Origin of the sequence: Flavobacterium noncentrifugens (assembly GCF_900100375.1) — a bacterium.
Taxonomy (GTDB): Bacteria; Bacteroidota; Bacteroidia; order Flavobacteriales; family Flavobacteriaceae; genus Flavobacterium; species Flavobacterium noncentrifugens.
On the sequence record NZ_FNEZ01000009.1, the window covers coordinates 42,220 to 61,456 of the forward strand.

Consider the following 19,237-nt stretch of genomic DNA (forward strand, 5'->3'; position numbering starts at 1 on the left):
AACAAAAAATCAATCAAATGAAGAAAACAATTTTATTAGCAGCATTAATGCTTTCGGCAGTTTCAAATGCACAATGGTCGTCGGGGAAAATCACCGGAAACGGAAAAATGGCTTCTAAAAAAATGACCACTGTAGATTACGACAAAGTTGACATTTCAGGATTTCTTGATGTGGATTTAGTCCCGGGAAAAGAAGGAAACATTGATATTAACGGAGAAGAAAACCTTTTGGAATTCGTTACAGTTGAAGTCGTTCAGCACACTTTAAAAATTTATATCGATAAAGGAAAAAATATCCGCCCAAGCGTTGGTAAAGGGATCAGGATTACCGTTCCGTATGAAAGTCTTGACGGTGTAAGCCTAACAGGCTCGGGCGATGTAAATTCAAAAGGCACGATCAAAACCGATACTTTCGAAGCAAAACTCACTGGCTCGGGCGATGTTAAATTAAATGTAGAAGCAAAATCAACAACTGCAGCCATGACAGGATCGGGAGATTTGACACTTCAGGGGAAAACACAGAATTTTGAATGCCGCATCACAGGATCGGGCGATTTGAATGCGTATGACTTGGCGAGCAACGACGTGAACGCTGCAGTTTCAGGTTCTGGCGACTGTAAAGTGAATTGCTCCGGAAATTTTGAAGCGCGTGTTTCCGGTTCAGGTGGCATCACTTACAAAGGCGATCCGAAGAAAAAAGACACCAAAGTTTCGGGCTCCGGAAGCATCCAGAAATCTTAAAATAAAAGGGTTAATTATTGAAAAAGCGTCTTATTGATTTAAGGCGCTTTTTTTTGGCACGCGGAATAATAAAATAACGCCTACAATAAAAAATACAGCCAGAAAAACAATGGCAAACCTCGGGCTTCCTGTGATTTGATCGATGATTCCGTATACACACATTCCGATGACGATCCCGATTTTCTCCGATACATCGTAAAAGCTGAAAAACGAAGCCGTATCATCCGATTCCGGTAAAAGTTTCGAATAAGTCGAACGCGACAACGCCTGGATTCCGCCCATGACCAATCCAACCAAACCTGCCATCACGTAAAAATGAATCGGCAAAGTAATGAAATAAGCGCCAATGCAAAGCAACACCCAAAAAATATTGATCGCAATCAAAACCGGGATATTTCCAAATTTTGCCGAAGCGCGCGACGTTGCAACCGCTCCAAGCACTGCAACCAGCTGAATCACTAAAATGCAAATGATCAATCCGGTCGTGCTTTCGCTTTCACTCGACCATTGGATTTCCTGCGCCCCGAAATAAGTCGCGATCAGCATTACTGTTTGAACGGCCATGCTGTAAACGAAAAAAGCCGATAAATATCTTTTCAATGAAATGTTGGCACTCAACAATTCCCAGACTTTTTTAAGTTCGCGAAAACCATTGAAAACGACAGCTCCGGTGACTTTCCTATTGGCATTTTTATTGCCTTTCGGCAGATAATAATAGGTATATTGGCTAAAGCCGATCCACCAGATCCCAACGCTTATAAATGAATATTTCATGGCTTTGATGGCTGCTTCCAACGGTTCTCCGGTAATTCCGAAAAGATCCGGTTTCATTACCATGGCAAGGTTAAAAATCAGTAAAATTACACTTCCTATATAGCCAAGGGAATAGCCTTTTGCACTTATTTTATCCTGTTGTTCCGGATAGGCAATGTCCGGAAGATAGGAATTGTAAAACACCAGACTTCCCCAAAAGCCAATCAATCCGAGAAAATAAAACAACAATCCGACATAAATATTATCAAGGCTGAACCAATACAAACACATGCATGATAACGCTCCGAGGTAACAAAAAAAGCGCATGAACGATTTTTTGTTCCCAACATAATCGGCAATTCCGGAAAGCAATGGCGACATGAATGCGACCATTAAAAAAGCCGCGGCAGTCACAAAACTGATTAGTGCTGAATTTTTTAAAGTCGTCCCGAAAACATGAATATAATGATCTCTACCCGTAAAAAGCTTCTCATAAAAAATGGGAAAAATGGCCGATGAGATCGTTAACGGATAAACCGAATTTGCCCAATCGTAAAATGCCCATGCATTCAGTAATTTCCTGCTTCCTTTTTCAAGCGTTGCCATAGTTTGTCGTTTATACTGCGAATGTATTTATTTTTTACCAGACTTTTTAAAAGCCGGAAAATCTTAATTATTTCAAAACATAAAAAAAGCCATCCTTTTCAGAACGGCTTTGATATGATTGTACTTTTTTATTTGAATTTTACGCCAAATTTTGCAGCTTCTGCCTTGGCTTCAGGAATCAGTTTTCTCAGGTTTGCAATTCTGGTGGCGTCTGATGGGTGTGTACTCATAAATTCCGGCGGTGCCTGTCCGCCTGATTGTGCAGCCATTCTTTCCCAGAAAGCCACAGCAACTGTCGGATCATAACCTGCAATCGCCATTAATGTCAAACCCACTTTATCTGCTTCGCTTTCGTTGCTTCTGCTGAAAGGCAAAGTCACGCCATATTGTGTTCCAACTCCGTATGCCTGCATTGCAATTGCCTGCGTGGTTTCGCTTTTGCTTCCAACTGCCGCGCCAACTCCAGCTGCTCCAAGCTGCGTCAAAACATCGGCACTCATTCGTTGCTGTCCGTGGTTTAATAATGCATGGGAAACTTCATGACCCATAACAACTGCCATTCCGGCGTCGTCTTTTGTGATCGGAAGAATTCCTGTGTAAAAAACAATTTTTCCTCCTGGCATACACCAGGCATTTACTTCTTTACTGTCAACGAGCTTGTATTCCCATTGGTAATCTTTTAAATAACCTGCATATCCATTGGCATTAAGCCATCTTTCAGCAGCGGTTTTTATTTTTGTGCCAACATTGGTCACACGTTGTGCATCTGTCGTTCCTGTAATCACTTTATTCTGTCCGAGAAAAGTGGTGTATTGTGCAAAAGCAGATGGCAAAATCTGGGAATCCGGAACCAAGGCCAAAGTGCTTTTTCCGGTAAACGGATTGGTCGCACACGAGTAAACAATTGCTGCAAGGCCCATCCCGATCAATAAAAGTTGTTTTTTCATGGTTCAAAATTTAACATTTCATGGCAAATATATCATTAATATTATTCAGCCGTGATATGCAATTCCGTGAAATCTTTATCAATTACCAATGTTTCGCCGTCGAATGCAACCGTTTCAAACTCAGCACGCTCATTATCAATGTAAATGCGTTTTACTTTAAACGGCAATCCATGCAGGTTGATTTTGTATTTTGAATAGGGAACGGTGAATTTTCCTTCATTAAATTGCTGGACCACGAGTTGGTTTTCGCTTCCTTTAAAGGTAAATGTCGACAAGCTGTATCTTCCTTTATTGTAATCGTAACCATCCTGCGCGTCTTCATAAAGCATCGATTTTTCTTTTCCGATTTTGAAATAGACGTCAAGCGTAATTTCATCAAATTCCAATTCGCCCACATATTGCTGGACAGGATATTTCGGAATAATCGCGCCTTCTTTGATAAAAATCGGAATTTGATCGTAATCGGTTTTAACATACAATTCTTTCATTCCCGATACCAATTCTTCGGTCCAGTAGTTGTACCAGTTTCCTTTAGGAAGGTACATTCTGCGGCCTTGCGCGTTTGGTTCCAATATCGGGCAGACCAAAATCTGATTCCCAAAAATGAATTCGTCCGTTCTGTAATGCGTTTGCGGATCTTCCTGGTCGAAATATACTAGAGGCTTCAGCATCGGAACACCGTCGTTAATGTATTCCCAGAACATTGTGTACAAATATGGCAGCAATCGGTAGCGCATTTCGACGAATTTCCTCGTAATGTTAATGACTTCCGGATCGAAAGACCAAGGTTCCTGGTCGCCGTGATCGCCCGATGAGTGCGTCCTGCAAAATGGGTGAAACACGCCAAGCTGAATCCAGCGTGCATACAATTCGCCCGAAGGCTGTTCTGCAAATCCGCCAATATCAGAACCCGAAAAACCCATTCCCGACATCGACATGCGCTGCATCTGAATGTTTGCGATCCATAAATGCTCCCATGACGCGACATTATCGCCGGTCCACGATGAAGTATATCGTTGTGCGCCGGAATACGCCGATCTTGTGATGATAAATGGCCTTTTCGGATACGCAAATTGCTTCACGCCTTCATAAGTCGCACGTGCCATTTGTGTTCCGTAAATGTTGTGTGCTTTTCTGTGGCTGCATGGGTTTCCGTCGTAATCGTGGCGTACATCAGGCGGGAAAGTCTTGCCTGGAACTTCCATGACGGCCGGTTCGTTCATATCGTTCCAAACGCCTTTAACGCCAAAATCGGAGATCAGTTCTTTAAACAATCCGGCCCACCATTCGCGGACTGCCGGATTGGTATAATCGGGAAAATTGCATTCACCCGGCCATACTTTTCCTTTCATGTACGGGCCATCGGCGCGTTTGCAGAAATAATCTTTTTCAAGCGCTTCCTGATATACCCAGTAATCTTTATCGATTTTGATTCCGGGATCAATGATAACGACTGTTTTAAAACCGTCTTCGGCGAGTTCGGCAACCATTCGTTTCGGATCGGGGAAATATTCTTTGTTCCAGGTAAAGCACCTGAAACCTTCCATATAATCGATATCGAGATAAATCGCATCGCACGGAATCTTGAGTTCCCGGAATTTGCTCGTGATTTCCTTCACTTTGCTTTCCGGAAAATAACTCCATTTGCATTGGTGGTAACCCAAAGCCCACAACGGTGGCAGTTCAGGTTTTCCTGTTAAATGTGTATAAGTTGTTATGACATCCGACATTTGCGGGCCATAAATAAAGTAATAATTCATTTCGCCGCCTTCTGCCCAAAAGCTGGTGACGTTTCGTCTTTCATGAGAAAAATCGAAAAAAGTACGGAACGTATTGTCGAAAAACACACCGTAAGATTGCTTGTTTTGAAGCCCGATGTAAAACGGAACGACTTTATACAACGGTTCCTGGTCTTTGTGAAACGCATATTGATCGGTAGCCCAATTCTCAACCCTTTTTCCTTTTAAGTTCAGGTGTGAAGCCTTGTCTCCCAGCCCGTAAATGCTTTCGCCATCTTTGGAAGTCTTGCTCATTTTGACGATATTCCCGCCAAACTGATAGCTTTCTTCCCAGTGAAATCCGAGTTCATCTTCGAGAATCGAATTGTCCTCAAGATCTGTGATGTCAATCCGCAAATCGACTTTATGGATTTTAACAATGACTTTGTTAGTCGTTACGACGTAATTATCAGTTTCTTCTGTCAGTTCGAGAAAGTTGTAACCATGCGATTGCGTTTTATCGATCGCATACGAAAAGTCTTTGCTGAAATAGCCTTTTGTCGTATATCTAAAGCGAATCAGGCTGTCGCGAAGTACTGTAAGTTTCAGGATGACATTGTTATCGGTATAAAAAAACACAGAATCAACATCTTTTTTTACTTCAACTATTTTCGATGGATATAAATCGCCTTTAAATTCGAGTTCTGTATTTGTGATCATAATTATGGGGTTCTAATGAGCTAAAATGCATGATTGCAACGGTTCCAAACATACAAAATCCTGTGGTTTCTGAAAACGATTTCAGAAGTTTTTCACGCAAACGTTGTCGTAATGCTTTTAAAAATTTAACCACGAATCACACAAATTTACACAAATTTAAAATTAGTGAGGATTCGTGTAATTTGTGGTTAAAAAACGGTTTATCTAAGACATTTTAAAAACGGTAACCGCCAATGGCGGTAAAACCAATTCAGCTGAAAACTCGCGTCCGTTCCAAGGTTCAGCTGCAATTTTGATCGCTTTTGAATTCCCGATGCCGCTTCCGTTGTATTTGGTTTCGTCGCTGTTGAAAATCTGTGTAAGTTTTCCTTTTTTAGGCAATCCGATGCGGTAATTTTCGCGAACGACGGGCGTAAAATTCAATACAACGACTACATCTTCTTTTGGGTTGTTTCCTTTGCGGATGTAAGACATTACGGCATTCTGGTGATCAGAATAATTAATCCATTCAAAACCGTCGGCGTTAAATTGCTTTTCGTATAAAGCCGGATAGGTTTTGTACAATTTGTTCAGATCGGTAATTAGTTTTTTGACGCCATCGTGATACCCGAATTCCAGCAAGTGCCAATCAAGGCTGCCTTCGAAATTCCATTCCCTGCTTTGCCCGAATTCGGCACCCATGAACAACAATTTTGTTCCCGGGTGCGTAAACATGTAGCCGTAAAGCAATCTTAAATTCGCAAATTTCTGCCATTCGTCGCCCGGCATTCTGCCTGCAATTGACTTCTTTCCATACACAACTTCATCATGCGACAACGGCAACATAAAGTTCTCACTAAATGCGTAGGTCATCGAAAATGTCAGGTCGTTTTGGTGGTATTTTCGGTAAACCGGTTCTTTTTGGAAATACTGTAGTGTATCGTGCATCCAACCCATCATCCATTTCATCCCGAAACCGAGTCCGCCTAAAAATGTCGGGCGCGAAACCATCGGAAAAGACGTGCTTTCTTCAGCAATAGTTTGGACGCCATCAAAATTGGAATACACGGCTTCATTAAAATCTTTAAGGAAACTGATCGTATCGAGGTTTTCGCGGCCTCCGAAAATATTCGGTTCCCATTCGCCGTCTTTTCTGGAATAATCAAGATACAGCATCGAAGCGACTGCATCCACACGCAAACCGTCGGCGTGATAATGCTGAAGCCAGAAGATCGCGTTGCTGATCAAAAAGGAACGCACTTCGTTTCGTCCATAGTTGAAAACCAAGCTTTTCCAGTCAGGATGATAGCCTTTTCGCATGTCGGGATGTTCGTACAAATTTGAACCGTCGAAAAATCCCAAACCATGTGCGTCGCTTGGAAAATGTGACGGAACCCAGTCTAAAATGACCCCGATTCCGGCTTGGTGTAATTTGTCGACTAAAAACATAAAATCCTGCGGTTTCCCAAAACGCGACGTTGGCGCAAAATAGCCTACCAGTTGGTAACCCCAGGACGGATCGTATGGATATTCCATGATCGGCATGAATTCAACATGTGTGAATCCCGTTTCTTTGATGTAGTTTACGAGTTCTTCGGCAAGTTCTAAATAGGTAAAGAATTTGCCTTCGGCGTTTCTTTTCCAGGAACCCAAATGCACTTCATAAACAGAATAGGGTTTGTCGAGCGCGTTTGTTTCGCGGCGCTTTTCCATCCAATCTTTGTCGGACCATTTGTATTCGAGATCCCAAACGACAGAAGCTGTTTGCGGTGGATGTTCGCAGTATAACGCAAATGGATCGGCTTTTTCGGTAATAACACCGTTGTTATTTGATTGGATTTTGTATTTGTAAACCGCGCCTTTTTCGATTCCTGGAATAAAGCCTTCCCAGATGCCGCTTCCATCCCAGCGCACGAACAACTGATGTTCGCCCTGAATCCAGTAATTGAAATCGCCTACGACAGAAACCGAGCGTGCAGATGGCGCCCAGACTGCGAAATAGGTTCCTTTGACGCCATCAACTTCTATGAGGTGCGCACCTAGTTTTTCGTAGAGGCGGAAATGTTTTCCAGCTTTAAAAAGGTTGATGTCGAAATCGGTGAAAAGTGAATGTGATATGGTTTGATTCATCAGTTGTATTTTTTGCGCTTGTATATATCGAGTTATAGTTTGATTATTTTTTGGATGAAAGTTTCAGCTCCTGAAAAGGTTTGTAAAATGTAAACGCCTTTTTGTAATGCTGTGATATTTATTTGGGATATATTTCCGGCATTGCTGACTACTTTCTTTCCTGATAAGTCTGAGATCATAAAACCATCTATAGTTTTGGATTGAACATTTTGAATGTAAATAACATCATTTGCTGGATTCGGATAAACTACAAATGTGTTTTCTGTAGTAAAGCCTTGATCAGACAAGCTACAAACACCTGTAATTAACGTTGGAACATTAATATCTGTCGTAGTATTGTTACCAACCTGATTGAAAATATTCCAGCCCCAGCCGTATAATGTTCCATCGGTTTTCAATGCAAAAACGTGCGCATTTCCCGGAAAAACAGATTGCCAGTCATTCGCAGTACCAACCTGAATTGGAAACGGATTGTTTGTGAAATTGCCATTTCCAAGTGCTCCAAACATATTGAAGCCCCAGGTCCACAAAGTTCCGTCAGATTTAACAGCAACCGATGACCCGGCTGTAGCCGCAGCAATTTCCCAGTCGGTGTCTGATCCAATTTGCGTTGGAAGCGTACTGCTTATGAAAGTGCCATTTCCCAACTCGCCGTTAACGTTATCTCCCCACGACCATATAGTACCATCTGTCTTTTGAGCGATGGCAAATGAAGAGTCAAGGGAAATCGATTTCCAGTCGTTATCGTTGTTGACCTGCCTTGGAAACAAGTTATCTCCTGGAGTCGCGTTGCCAAGCGCGGGACCATTTCCCCATATCCATAAAGTACCATTGGTTTTAATAGCGCTGATGTTATTTTGGCCTGCTTCAAAAGATTTCCAGTCGGTGTCGTGTCCTATTTGTTCAGGAAGAAGGTTGCCTGCTAAAGTACCGTTTCCAAACTGGCCCGAGTTGTTTCCACCCCAGACCCATAACGTGCCATCGTTTTTTAAAGCGACCGTATATCTAAAACTTGCATCGACTGCAACCCAGTTGGTTTCGTGGCCGACCTGTATCGGAATTGAACTTGAAGTTGCTGTTCCATCACCCAATTGCCCATACTCATTATTGCCCCAAGCCCACAAAGTTCCGTCATTTTTAATCCCGGCGTTGTGGTATGAGGATCCGGAGGTTAATGTCTTCCAATTGTTCTCAACACCAATCTGTGTTGGCAAATTCAAAGGTTCCTGGGAGCCGTTTCCCAAAAGACCAGAATTGTTATTTCCCCAGCCCCATAAAGTTCCGTCGGATTTTAACGCTAGCGTATGCTGATAACCTGGAGCGATGGATTCAAAGCATTGTGCCCGTGTGTATCCGGATATTAAAATTAGGAAGAGCGGAATAATTTTTTTCATTTGGTTGCTGTGTTATTGTTTTAATTTATTGAATGCTGTGAAATTTTAGCTCCAATTTTCAATATTTTTCAATTGGCTCCGATATGTCGAAACAAAGAAATATAGTTGAGAACCAATGAACAAGCATCGATAAACTGACACATGAAACTGCTCCTTATTCGAATCATTTTATGCATTTGGACAATGTTCTTTTTAATTAAATGCCCTAGCCCTGATGGAAGCGGCATCCTTTTGTGGAGCGCAGCAAAGCAAAAGATAAAGCGGACAGCAGGAAAGGGCTCCTGATTATAAATCACTTAATTGATATTATTGCTTAAATTCCATAATACTCGAAATTCCAGTGAGCGGAATCACAGCCCAGCGTGGGCGCGAGTTGAGTTCATATCCAAGTTCGTAAACCGCTTTTTCCAGAATGCAATATTTGAGTAAAAAGTCGATTTCTTTTCTATAACCAATGTTTAAATTTCCGGCCTGTGCGACTTCAGTATACGTTTGGATGAACACGCCGACGAAATATTTGAACAGGATTTCCCCGGCCTGGAACAGTTCTTTCTGGTCGTATGGATATTTGTCTTTGTTGTTAAAAATCGTCGCATAAATTGAATAATGGAACGAGCGGAACATGCCGGCCACATCTTTCAATGGCGGCTGCTTCACTTTTCGATCGCGGATCGTACTTTCAGGCTCTCCTTCAAAATCCAGCAAATAAAAGTCGTCGCCATTCACCAAAACCTGCCCTAAATGGTAATCACCGTGAATCCTGATGCGTTCCGATTTCATCTTTGTCCAGTCGAAATCGAGGAATAATTTACGGATTTCCTTTTTGTTGTCAAGAAATTGATTTGCAAGTTCAAGCGCAAGCCCGTCGAGTTTGTGCAGATTATTTTCGAGTATGTTTAAGCGGTTTTGAAACTGATAGGTCAGGCGATTTTTGAGCCAAACGGTATAATCGCCGTTGTAAGTCGTTGGCGTAAAAGCCGTATCGTGAATATCGCTTCCAAGGGCGATGTGCATTTCTGCGGTACGCGTGGCTAAAGTATGCATTCGCATGAAAATGCTCAATCCCGCCCAATCAATTATTTCGTGCGGCACTTCGTTGATTTTCAGTCTTTTGAACAAGTCAATATCAGGTAGTTTCGCAACTTTTATTTTCTTGGTTTTGAGGTTATCGAAAACACGGTCAACTTCTTCAAGCATAAATTGCCAGGCATCGCCCTGGTTTGGAACGAGTTCCTGCATGAGTCCAAGCGTCATATTTCCTTCGGATAAATTCACGCTGATGCTGCCTTTGTAAGCGGGCGAGCTTTTGAAATCCATGCGTTCGGTTAAGAAGCGGCTGATTTCATAATCCGGGTTGGTGCTCATATAAATGCGTCGGAAGATCTTTAAGACTAAAGTTCCGTTGTAAATGATCGATGTATTGCTTTGCTCAACACCCATGAATTTCGAACTCACATATTCGGTTTCTTCGAGCTTTTCGCCGCGGTGGAATTTAACTTTATGGTCTTTTGTTTTTTCACTTACAATTTTATCAAACAGCAGTTTACGGAAATCTTCCTGATGCAAAGCATCAACTAAAAAACCTTCCTGTCCGTTCATTTTTACAGGAGCAATGATGGTATTCGTATCAAGCTCTTCTTCCGACATGAATGAAATTGGCATGAAATAATGCTGGTAAAAAGCTTCCTTGAAATTCACTTCCAGCAACACACCGAAATAGGTATTTTTCTTTGAGGTAATTTTGAAAGAATCTACGATCTCAATATACTTTAATGTGCTGGCTTTTCCGCCATACCAACGCTTGTTGACAATGTATTGCTCTAAAATATCAGATGAAAATATCTTGACAAATTCAGGATCTTCAAGGGCATTTTTCCAGTCGGTTTTAAATACAAACGGATTTTGGAATCCATCCTCATTGATTTTATTTTCTATCATTGCCTTTGAATTTTAAACAAGTGAAACGGAAGTGCCGGGTGCAATTCGACAAAATTCCATTCTTTATCCCAAATGTAACTGTTTCCGGTGATTAAATCATGAACTCTTATGGGTTGGTTTCCAATAGATTTTAATGGCAGGCGAACAGTCGCTTGTTTCGGGTAATAAGGATCCAGGCTAACAATCATTAATGTTTCATCTTCCTTATCATCATCATATTTATAATACGCAATGACCTGGTCACTTGTCGTGTCGCAGAATACGATATTGTTAGTTTGTTGCAATGAAGGACGTTCTTTCCTGATGTGGTTCAGTCGCGAAATCACGGTGGTCAGTTTATTTGTTTTATTCCAATCCCATTTGATGAATTCGTATTTTTCAGAATCGAGGTATTCCTCTTTTCCTGGTATTGCTGCCGAAACCATGTATTCGAAAACCGGCCCGTAAATCCCGACACTCGAACTCAGCGTTGCTGCTAAAAAATATTTTTGCAAATGCACCGCTTCGTTGCTGCCTTGAAGCGCATACGGATTGATATCAGGCGTATTCGGCCAGAAATTCGGGCGGTAAAATTCTTTTTGTTCCGTCTGGGTAAGTTCGGTGACGTATTCAATGAGTTCCTTTTTGGAATTCCGCCAGGTGAAATAAGTGTATGATTGCGAAAAGCCTTGTTTGGCCAGCTCATTCATGATTTTAGGACGCGTAAAAGCTTCGGCCAAAAACAACACATCGGGATGTTTTTTTTTGATTTCGGCGATTAGCCAGCCCCAGAAATAAAACGGCTTTGTATGCGGATTGTCTACACGGAAAATATGGATTCCGCATTCTTCGATCCAGAATAATGCTACGTCTAAAAGTTCTTTCCAGAGGTTTTTCCAATCTGTGCTTTCAAAATAAATCGGTTGGATGTCCTGGTATTTTTTTGGCGGATTCTCGGCATATTGCACTGTTCCGTCCGGACGCCATTTGAACCATTGTGGAAAATCTTTTACATACGGATGATCGGGCGCAGCCTGCAAAGCATAATCCATCGCCACTTCAATGCCGAGTTCCTTTGCTTTGTTGACCAATGCTTTAAAATCGTCAATCGTTCCGAGTTCAGGATGTGTCGATTTGTGCCCGCCATATTGTGATCCGATTCCCCATGGCGAACCCACATCGCCTTTCAGCGCGTTCGTTGCATTGTTTTTTCCTTTGCGGTTGACTTCCCCTATAGGATGGATCGGCGGAAAATACAACGTGTCAAAACCCATCGAAGCCACTCTTGGCAATAAGCGTTCACAGTCTTTAAAAGTACCGTGCTTGCCGTCGATTTCTGAAGCCGAGCGTGGGAAAAATTCATACCAAGTACTGAATAAAGCTTTCGGCCTATCTACGTAAACCTTCAACGCAATCGATTGATTGGCGAGATAACGGACAGGATATTTTTTGAAGATTGCTGTCAATTCGTGCGACATTGCCGTTTCAATAGCTTTGTCATAGTCTTTTTCGTTTGCAAATGATTTGGCGGCGGTTTTAAGATAAGCGGCTTCTAGTTTATCGGCACTTTTTAAAATTGCATTGACATACTCTGCACCTTCAAGCAATTCTGATTTTACATGCTGGTTGTCCTGGATCTTTCGTTCGGTGCCGTGTTGCCAGTTCAATGCATAATCGACCCAACCTTCAACAAAATAAGTATAATGGCCTTGTTTTTCAACTTTGAATTCGGCTGTCCAAGCATCATTTTCAGTGGCTTGCATCCGCACTTCCTGCCAATTGTCATCGTTCTCATGTTTGAATTTGACGCAGCATTCGATGACATCGTGCCCATCTGAAAAAACATCTGCAGTAACAGTAACGGTTTGGCCTGTAATTCTCTTGATAAAAAAAGCGCCGCTGTCGAGTTGCGGTAAAACGTTTTCAATAACTATTCGGGTTTGATTCTGCATTTTATGTTTTATTTATGACTTCTAAATTTAATAAAATTTGCATAAAATAATAACTTGCATGGAAAATTAGTGAAATGGCAAAGAAATCAAAGAAAGCGGCTCAATCGTTGAAAATTCCTAAGTTTATTATTGCCTCTGCTAAATTTTTAGCGTTTATTTCACCGAAACTGGCCGTGCTTTTTGCCGCGAGATTATTCACAACCCCGATGAAACACAAGATTCCGAAACGTGAAATCGAAATGGACGCCAATAGTTTGCAAAAAACGATAAACATTCCTTCTATCCAAAAAGATATTGTTGTTTATAAATACGGAACTTCAGATAAAAAAACCCTGCTGGTTCACGGTTGGTCAGGGCGCGGCACACAACTCGTGAAATTTGCAGATGAATTGATCAAGCAAGGCTATTCCACCATCAGTTTTGACGCGCCTGCCCACGGAAAATCGGAAGGAAAAACCACGATCATGACCGAGTTCATTGAAAGCATCCTCGAAATTGAAAAACAATTCGGCCCGTTTGAAGCAGCAATCGGCCATTCGCTTGGTGGAATGTCATCGTTAAATGCGGTAAAAAGAGGCTTAAAAATCAATCATCTGGTGACAATTGGAAGCGGCGATATTGTAAGCGATATTATAGACGATTTTATTTTACAACTCGGATTGAAACACAAATTCAGCGCTTTGCTCCGCGAGCATTTTGAAAAGAAAATACAGCAATCCATGGACAGCTATTCTGCGTATATAGCGGCAGGGAAAACCGAAATCCCGGTACTTGTTATTCACGACAACGACGATGAAGATGTTCCTGTAAAAGCCGGGATCCACATCCACAAACATCTCAAAAACGGACAACTAATGATCACCAAAGGGCTCGGACACCGCAAAATTCTCGGCAATGACGAAGTGATCCAAAAAACAATCAACTTTATTAAAAATTAAACCATGAAAAAATTAGCATTCTTATTTATGATCCTGTTTTCAATGGCTTCTTGCCAAGGGCAGGAAAAGAAAAAACCCACACCTCCTGCCACACCAACGCCGCCAACTGGTAAAGTGGTAAAGACAGATGAGGAATGGAAAAAAGTTTTAACGCCGGATCAATATGCGGTTTTGCGCGAAAAAGAAACCGAAAGGCCATTTACAGGGGACTATGTCAATACCTTCGAAAAAGGAAAATACGTTTGTGCCGCCTGCGGCAATGTCATTTTCAATTCAGATTCGAAATTCCATTCGGATTGTGGCTGGCCTTCATTCGACAAAGCCATCAAAGGCTCGGTAAATTATACGACCGACAATACATTCGGAATGTCGCGTACTGAAGTGACCTGCGCCAAATGCGGCGGACATTTAGGACATGTTTTTGACGATGGCCCGAAAGAAACGACCGGACAACGGTTTTGCACCAATTCGGTTTCCATTAAATTCATTCCGGAGAAGAAATAATTTCAACCAAAAACAAAACACCATGGATTATCCAATTAAAAAATCAGAAGAAGAATGGAAAGCCGAACTCGGCCCGGAACGTTACCGCATTCTTCGTGGAAAAGGCACTGAAATGCCGCATTCCGGAAAATACAATTTAGATTTTGAAAAAGGCACGTATTGCTGCGGAGCCTGCGGCGAACCTTTATTCGAAAGCAGTTCTAAATTCAATTCAAGCTGTGGCTGGCCTTCATTCGACGAATCCATTCCTGGAAAAGTCGAATATATTAAGGACTCGACGCACGGGATGCTGCGTACAGAGATTTTATGTGCAACCTGCGGAAGCCATCTTGGACACGTATTTGATGACGGCCCTACAGAAACCGGAACGCGGTATTGCGTGAATTCGCTGTCGGTAGATTTGAAAAAATAGCAATCTTAACACAAAACAAGAGCGCCCATTTGCGGAAATATATTCTTGTAAATGGGCGCTTTTTGCATCAAATGCATTACAATAAAATGTTAACACTCAAAATTATACCGTTTTAAAAGAATACAATACCTTCGCGAAAATAATGAAACGGAAAATGAAAAAAATACTACTCTGCGCATTGCTCTTCACAGCTTTACAAACATTTGCACAAGCGCCGGCCATTCAATGGCAGAAATGCTATGGCGGAACAGGGAATGAAAATGCAAACAGCATCGCCCAAACGAATGATGGTGGATATATTATTGCCGGTTATACCAATTCAACAAATGGAGATGTTGTTTCCAACCACGGCGGCAACGATTATTGGGTTGTAAAAATTGATAATACCGGAACTATCGAGTGGCAAAAAACCTACGGCGGTACTTTTGACGACCAGGCAAACAGTGTCATTCAAACCACCGACGGCGGTTATATCGTGGCAGGTTATTCTGATTCCAATAATGGCGACATTACGAATGACCACGGCGACAAAGATTACTGGATCATAAAGCTTGATGCCGTTGGAACGATTGAATGGCAGCACAAATACGGTGGCGACGACAAAGAATCGGCTTATGAAATCAGGCAAACTACCGATGGCGGATACATTGTGGCCGGACAAACGTATTCTTATGATGGCAATATCAGGGTTGTGAATGGCGATGTGACCAATTTTCACGGATTTATCGACGGCTGGCTTGTAAAGCTTAGCAGCACTGGAGTCCTTGAATGGGAAAAATCGCTTGGTGCCACCGACGAAGATAATTTTATGACGGTTCAGCAAACTGCCGATGGTGGTTACATTGCAGCCGGTGAACATGCTTATTACGGATATTGGGTTGTAAAGTGCAACAGTCTGGGCGCAATTCAGTGGGAATATGCCGATACAGATGGCAACATTGTTCATAGCATCAAACAAACTCCGGATGGCGGCTACATCGTGACCGGCGATACCATAACACGGATTGGGAATTCGACAGGACATAATTTCGGGGTAACCAAACTGAATGCGCTTGGCGGACTCGAATGGAAAAAAAGCTACGGCGGCGACGGTTTTTTCGACGTGCCAAGAAGCATCCAGCTTACCCCTGATGGCGGATATATTTTAACCGGCGTGACCAATTCTGACTGGAGCGGAAACGTTGGCCCAAGCAATGGTTCACAGGATATGTGGGTTTTAAAACTTAGCGAAACCGGCATTTTACAATGGCAAAAATGCCTCGGCGGAACGACTTATGACGGCGCAAGTGAAATTCAGCTTACTGCCGATCTTGGTTATATTGTGGCCGGGTTTGCGCAATCCAACAATGGAAATGTGACCGGAAACCACGGTGCGTCTGATTTTTGGATCGTAAAACTTGCACCCGATAGCCGATTATTGGAAACAGAAAACATCGTAAAGGATCAAAATACGATTTCGTTTTATCCGAATCCAGCAAAAGAAAAAATAACATTCACAGAAACTGCAGCAAACGCAACGGTTTTTACAATGATAGGAACAAAAGTCCTTGAAGTTCAAAATACAAAAGAGCTGAATGTATTAGGCCTTCAAAAAGGAAACTACATGCTGAAAATTACTACCGATAAAGGCACATCTTATAAAAAACTCCTCAAAGAATAATCGGCTTCAGCCAGGAAAAAAATCAAGATCCGTCCTAATGGCGGATTTTTTTTATGGATTCGGTATCGCTATAATTTAGAATTATTCCAACCCATTTTCTTCCTAACTTTATGGATATGGATTTATTTATGGAACACACCGACTGGGCGAAGGCGCTAAAACCGCTGATTGCCAAATACAAAAACGAAAAACACCCCCTCGATTACCATAATCTTTACCAGCTTATGGTCATGGTCGTACTCTCTGCGCAGGATTCCGATGCACACATCAACAAGCTTGCTCCTGCCCTTTTTGAAAAATATCCGGATTTGAAAGCTTTTTCAAAAGTTCAAAAACACGATCTGGAACCGCTGATAGGGAAAGTGCGTGGCTTTGACAAAAAAGCGGGTTGGCTGATTGAAATCGCAAACGAACTCAAAGACGACAAAAATATTCCAACCAACATGAAAGACCTGGTTGCCTTAAAAGGCATCGGCAGAAAATCTGCAAACGTCATCATGCGCGAAGCAGAAGTCAAATCCGAAGGCATCATGGTCGACCTGCATGTGCTTCGCGTAGTGCCGCGCCTCGGAATTTCCCAAGCCAAAACCGGAGACAAACTCGAAAAAGATTTAATGGCGGTATTGCCGCAGGACTTATGGAGCGACGTTGGGATGGCGATTTCCTTTTTAGGCCGCGAAACGTGCCGCCCTACAAACCCTAAACATTCCGAATGCATTCTCAGCAAGCATTGTGCGTATTGCAAAGCACACAATCCAGAAAATTGCTAATACAAATCCGTCACAGTACAGATTTTTTTATGGCGTGCCACCGTTGCGGAAAGTTTTTCGGAAAATTCAGCATCACATTGCAACGCTGTCGGGCGGTGCGCGGCACCTTGCTTCCATCCCTCACGCAACCGCTTCAAACTTCAACATGCATCCATCATTAAACACCGTCTACTGCAAATAACTACCCGGGGCGCAGCCGCAGCACAAATGCCATGAAAACAATTACACAAATACAACCCAATCAATACCGCACTAAAATTTCGGCACTAACCACCCAAAAAACTGTAGCCGAACAGTCGCTGCTGCTCATCAAAACTACTGAGATCCCATTAACCAATTCACGCGGAACCCGCAAAACACTATTCGAACTGTTGCAGCCATTGTCAACAAATTCTAGCAACGCTCAAAGCTTCCGGAGTTCCAGAAACCAGCATCAAAACTGCCGAAGCGCTCAACATCCAGGGAAAACGCGCATTAAAGGTTCATCAGAAAATAAGAGAGAAACCCCAACGATCTCAGCATCACAATAAAGCTCGACCGTCAGGCCGACTTCTTCCAGGAATTGATTACCTTATTACAATCAATTCCACTTTACAATCCAAACGAAGCAGATTTAAAAACAGCTGCTTTAATTTCTTTGCGACAACAATTAAATATCGCCAACAAAGCAGTTATCACACCACATACGCCTACAGCAATGCACTGATTTCAAGAGATAAATTGATATACGGCAAGAAAACAGGAATTTTAGATCTGCCTTATAATGTCAAAAACGATGTTAAGGCACCAAATCAGTGGAATTAGATTTACAAGGGCATAAATCATTTAATAAAAAAAGAGTTTAAAATTTGAGCTCCTTTTTTATGGAACATCTGAACCGTACTCACTTCTATAATTTTAAAAGCCCAGTTCATAAACCTGTGGCTGCGGTTTTTCACTCAAAGCTTTATAAGAATCTTCCAATGCCTTAAAGCTTGCCGGCAAAAAATCGCCACTGCTGTTCCGGGTTTGCAATGCTTTTCTGATTTGGTACCAACCTACATCTGCGTGATTCAGCTTAAATGTTTCGCGAACCGCCCGCACGTCAGTATGTGCAAAATAAGCATGCCATAATTTTTTACCTTTATTAACACCGCTTTTGCCTCAGCCGAAAGCTTCATTCCTTTTAAATTGCACCATAAAATGACTTTAAAACCGGTCTGTCGCACCTACTTCTTTTCGGTAAACTGAATAAAATGATTCGCGAGACTCTACTTTCTGTCGTTCCATTCTAGGCCATTTGCACTGGCAGTAAGGTTTCTGCCGTTAAAAAGCATCCAAAAAGGCAATCACTTTTGAATTCCTCGGTTAAAGATTCCGATGGCTGTAAAAATTGGTCACGATCGTTGAGCCATGTTTGTTCGAACTGAAAAAACAATATAAACTTGCCAAAGATTTGCACGAGTTTAAAAAAAAAACATCCGCACTTCCAGATCCAGAGGAAAAATTGCAGCTAAAGCTCCAGTATTTTGCAGCATATCACTATTGGATAGCATGCTATCAATGGCATTATCAGTCCACCTTACTTCCATGTAAATCTTTCGTTACAGAGATCGGTGTAATTGCATTTTAAAGGTAAATCCCGATCGCTTGGATTTCCAATCCGTGCGCCATCAACTGAAAAGCAAAAATATCCGTATCAAAAAGACAGGGAATATATAAAAACAAAAACCCCGTTCGTTAGAACAGGGTTTTCAAAAGACCTGATGGTGTTGGCCCGAATTGAGCGAAGCTAAATGGGACGAATCGAAGGGCGAACACGTGGTTCCAATAAAAACAAAAAGCCTGTCTTTTCAGACAGGCTTCTCTAAAGAAAGGCGACGACATACTCTCCCACAAATTGCAGTACCATCTGCGCAGGCGGGCTTAACTTCTCTGTTCGGGATGGGAAGAGGTGAGCCCCGCCGCAATAACCACCTTAAGTCGTTAGTTGCTTTGGGCAACTTGTTTGCAGTTTTGCTTTTAAAAAAGCCAAATACAAACTAATATTATCAACACACTGGGATAAAGAAATTTTTTAATAAAGAAAGAAAGTTTATTCCTGCCCTTTCGGGCAGG

Annotated in this window: 14 protein-coding genes and 1 rRNA gene; 7 read left to right on the plus strand and 8 right to left on the minus strand. The window is 42.1% G+C overall.

What is annotated here, in order from left to right; genetic code table 11:
• Window positions 1–17: 17 nt before the first annotated feature.
• Window positions 18–740 carry a head GIN domain-containing protein gene (locus tag BLS32_RS17715; RefSeq protein WP_091399270.1) on the plus strand — a complete coding sequence of 241 codons (723 nt, stop codon included), beginning with the start codon at window positions 18–20 and terminating at the stop codon, window positions 738–740.
• Between the two features lie 30 nt (window positions 741–770).
• Here BLS32_RS17715 and BLS32_RS17720 read toward each other — a convergent pair whose 3' ends face one another.
• From BLS32_RS17720 to BLS32_RS17755, 7 genes are all read right to left on the minus strand, one after another.
• Entirely contained in the window at window positions 771–2,099 is a 1,329-nt protein-coding gene (locus tag BLS32_RS17720; protein WP_091399274.1) for an MFS transporter, read from the minus strand.
• Between the two features lie 128 nt (window positions 2,100–2,227).
• On the minus strand, window positions 2,228–3,046 hold the full coding sequence (locus tag BLS32_RS17725) for a M48 family metallopeptidase (protein WP_091399277.1): 819 nt from the start codon (window positions 3,044–3,046) through the stop codon (window positions 2,228–2,230).
• Between the two features lie 41 nt (window positions 3,047–3,087).
• Window positions 3,088–5,484 carry a glycoside hydrolase family 31 protein gene (locus BLS32_RS17730; RefSeq protein WP_091399279.1) on the minus strand — a complete coding sequence of 799 codons (2,397 nt, stop codon included), beginning with the start codon at window positions 5,482–5,484 and terminating at the stop codon, window positions 3,088–3,090.
• Between the two features lie 204 nt (window positions 5,485–5,688).
• Window positions 5,689–7,593 (minus strand): 1,4-alpha-glucan branching protein GlgB, encoded by a 1,905-nt coding sequence (gene glgB, locus BLS32_RS17740; RefSeq protein WP_091399285.1) that lies wholly within the window; start codon window positions 7,591–7,593, stop codon window positions 5,689–5,691.
• A gap of 32 nt (window positions 7,594–7,625) precedes the next feature.
• A complete protein-coding gene (locus BLS32_RS17745) occupies window positions 7,626–8,987 on the minus strand; it encodes an RCC1 domain-containing protein (protein ID WP_091399289.1) in 1,362 nt (453 codons plus the stop codon).
• Between the two features lie 306 nt (window positions 8,988–9,293).
• The gene (locus tag BLS32_RS17750; RefSeq protein ID WP_091399292.1) at window positions 9,294–10,925 is read right to left on the minus strand and encodes a maltokinase N-terminal cap-like domain-containing protein; all 1,632 of its coding nucleotides are present in this window, start codon (window positions 10,923–10,925) and stop codon (window positions 9,294–9,296) included.
• On the minus strand, window positions 10,922–12,856 hold the full coding sequence (locus tag BLS32_RS17755) for an alpha-1,4-glucan--maltose-1-phosphate maltosyltransferase (RefSeq protein WP_091399295.1): 1,935 nt from the start codon (window positions 12,854–12,856) through the stop codon (window positions 10,922–10,924). Before BLS32_RS17755 ends, BLS32_RS17750 begins: the two co-directional genes overlap by 4 nt.
• Before the next feature lie 74 nt (window positions 12,857–12,930).
• On the opposite strand from BLS32_RS17755, the gene BLS32_RS17760 reads away from it, so the two are divergent.
• The 6 genes from BLS32_RS17760 to BLS32_RS18370 all read left to right on the plus strand — a co-directional run bounded on the left by BLS32_RS17760 (window position 12,931) and on the right by BLS32_RS18370 (window position 17,670).
• The gene (locus BLS32_RS17760; protein ID WP_091399298.1) at window positions 12,931–13,794 is read left to right on the plus strand and encodes an alpha/beta fold hydrolase; all 864 of its coding nucleotides are present in this window, start codon (window positions 12,931–12,933) and stop codon (window positions 13,792–13,794) included.
• A 3-nt stretch (window positions 13,795–13,797) separates the two neighbouring features.
• The gene (gene msrB / locus BLS32_RS17765; RefSeq protein WP_091399301.1) at window positions 13,798–14,298 is read left to right on the plus strand and encodes a peptide-methionine (R)-S-oxide reductase MsrB; all 501 of its coding nucleotides are present in this window, start codon (window positions 13,798–13,800) and stop codon (window positions 14,296–14,298) included.
• A 22-nt stretch (window positions 14,299–14,320) separates the two neighbouring features.
• Window positions 14,321–14,710 (plus strand): peptide-methionine (R)-S-oxide reductase MsrB, encoded by a 390-nt coding sequence (gene msrB / locus BLS32_RS17770; protein ID WP_091399305.1) that lies wholly within the window; start codon window positions 14,321–14,323, stop codon window positions 14,708–14,710.
• A gap of 154 nt (window positions 14,711–14,864) precedes the next feature.
• Entirely contained in the window at window positions 14,865–16,370 is a 1,506-nt protein-coding gene (locus BLS32_RS17775) for a T9SS type A sorting domain-containing protein (RefSeq protein WP_170227613.1), read from the plus strand.
• A 116-nt stretch (window positions 16,371–16,486) separates the two neighbouring features.
• A complete protein-coding gene (locus tag BLS32_RS17780; protein ID WP_091399311.1) occupies window positions 16,487–17,140 on the plus strand; it encodes an endonuclease III domain-containing protein in 654 nt (217 codons plus the stop codon).
• Window positions 17,141–17,352: 212 nt separating this feature from the next.
• Complete coding sequence (locus tag BLS32_RS18370; RefSeq protein ID WP_139171810.1) at window positions 17,353–17,670, plus strand: hypothetical protein; 318 nt, start codon at window positions 17,353–17,355, stop codon at window positions 17,668–17,670.
• Window positions 17,671–18,991: 1,321 nt separating this feature from the next.
• Here BLS32_RS18370 and rrf read toward each other — a convergent pair.
• A 5S ribosomal RNA gene (rrf, locus tag BLS32_RS17795) occupies window positions 18,992–19,100 on the minus strand.
• Window positions 19,101–19,237 lie beyond the last annotated feature (137 nt).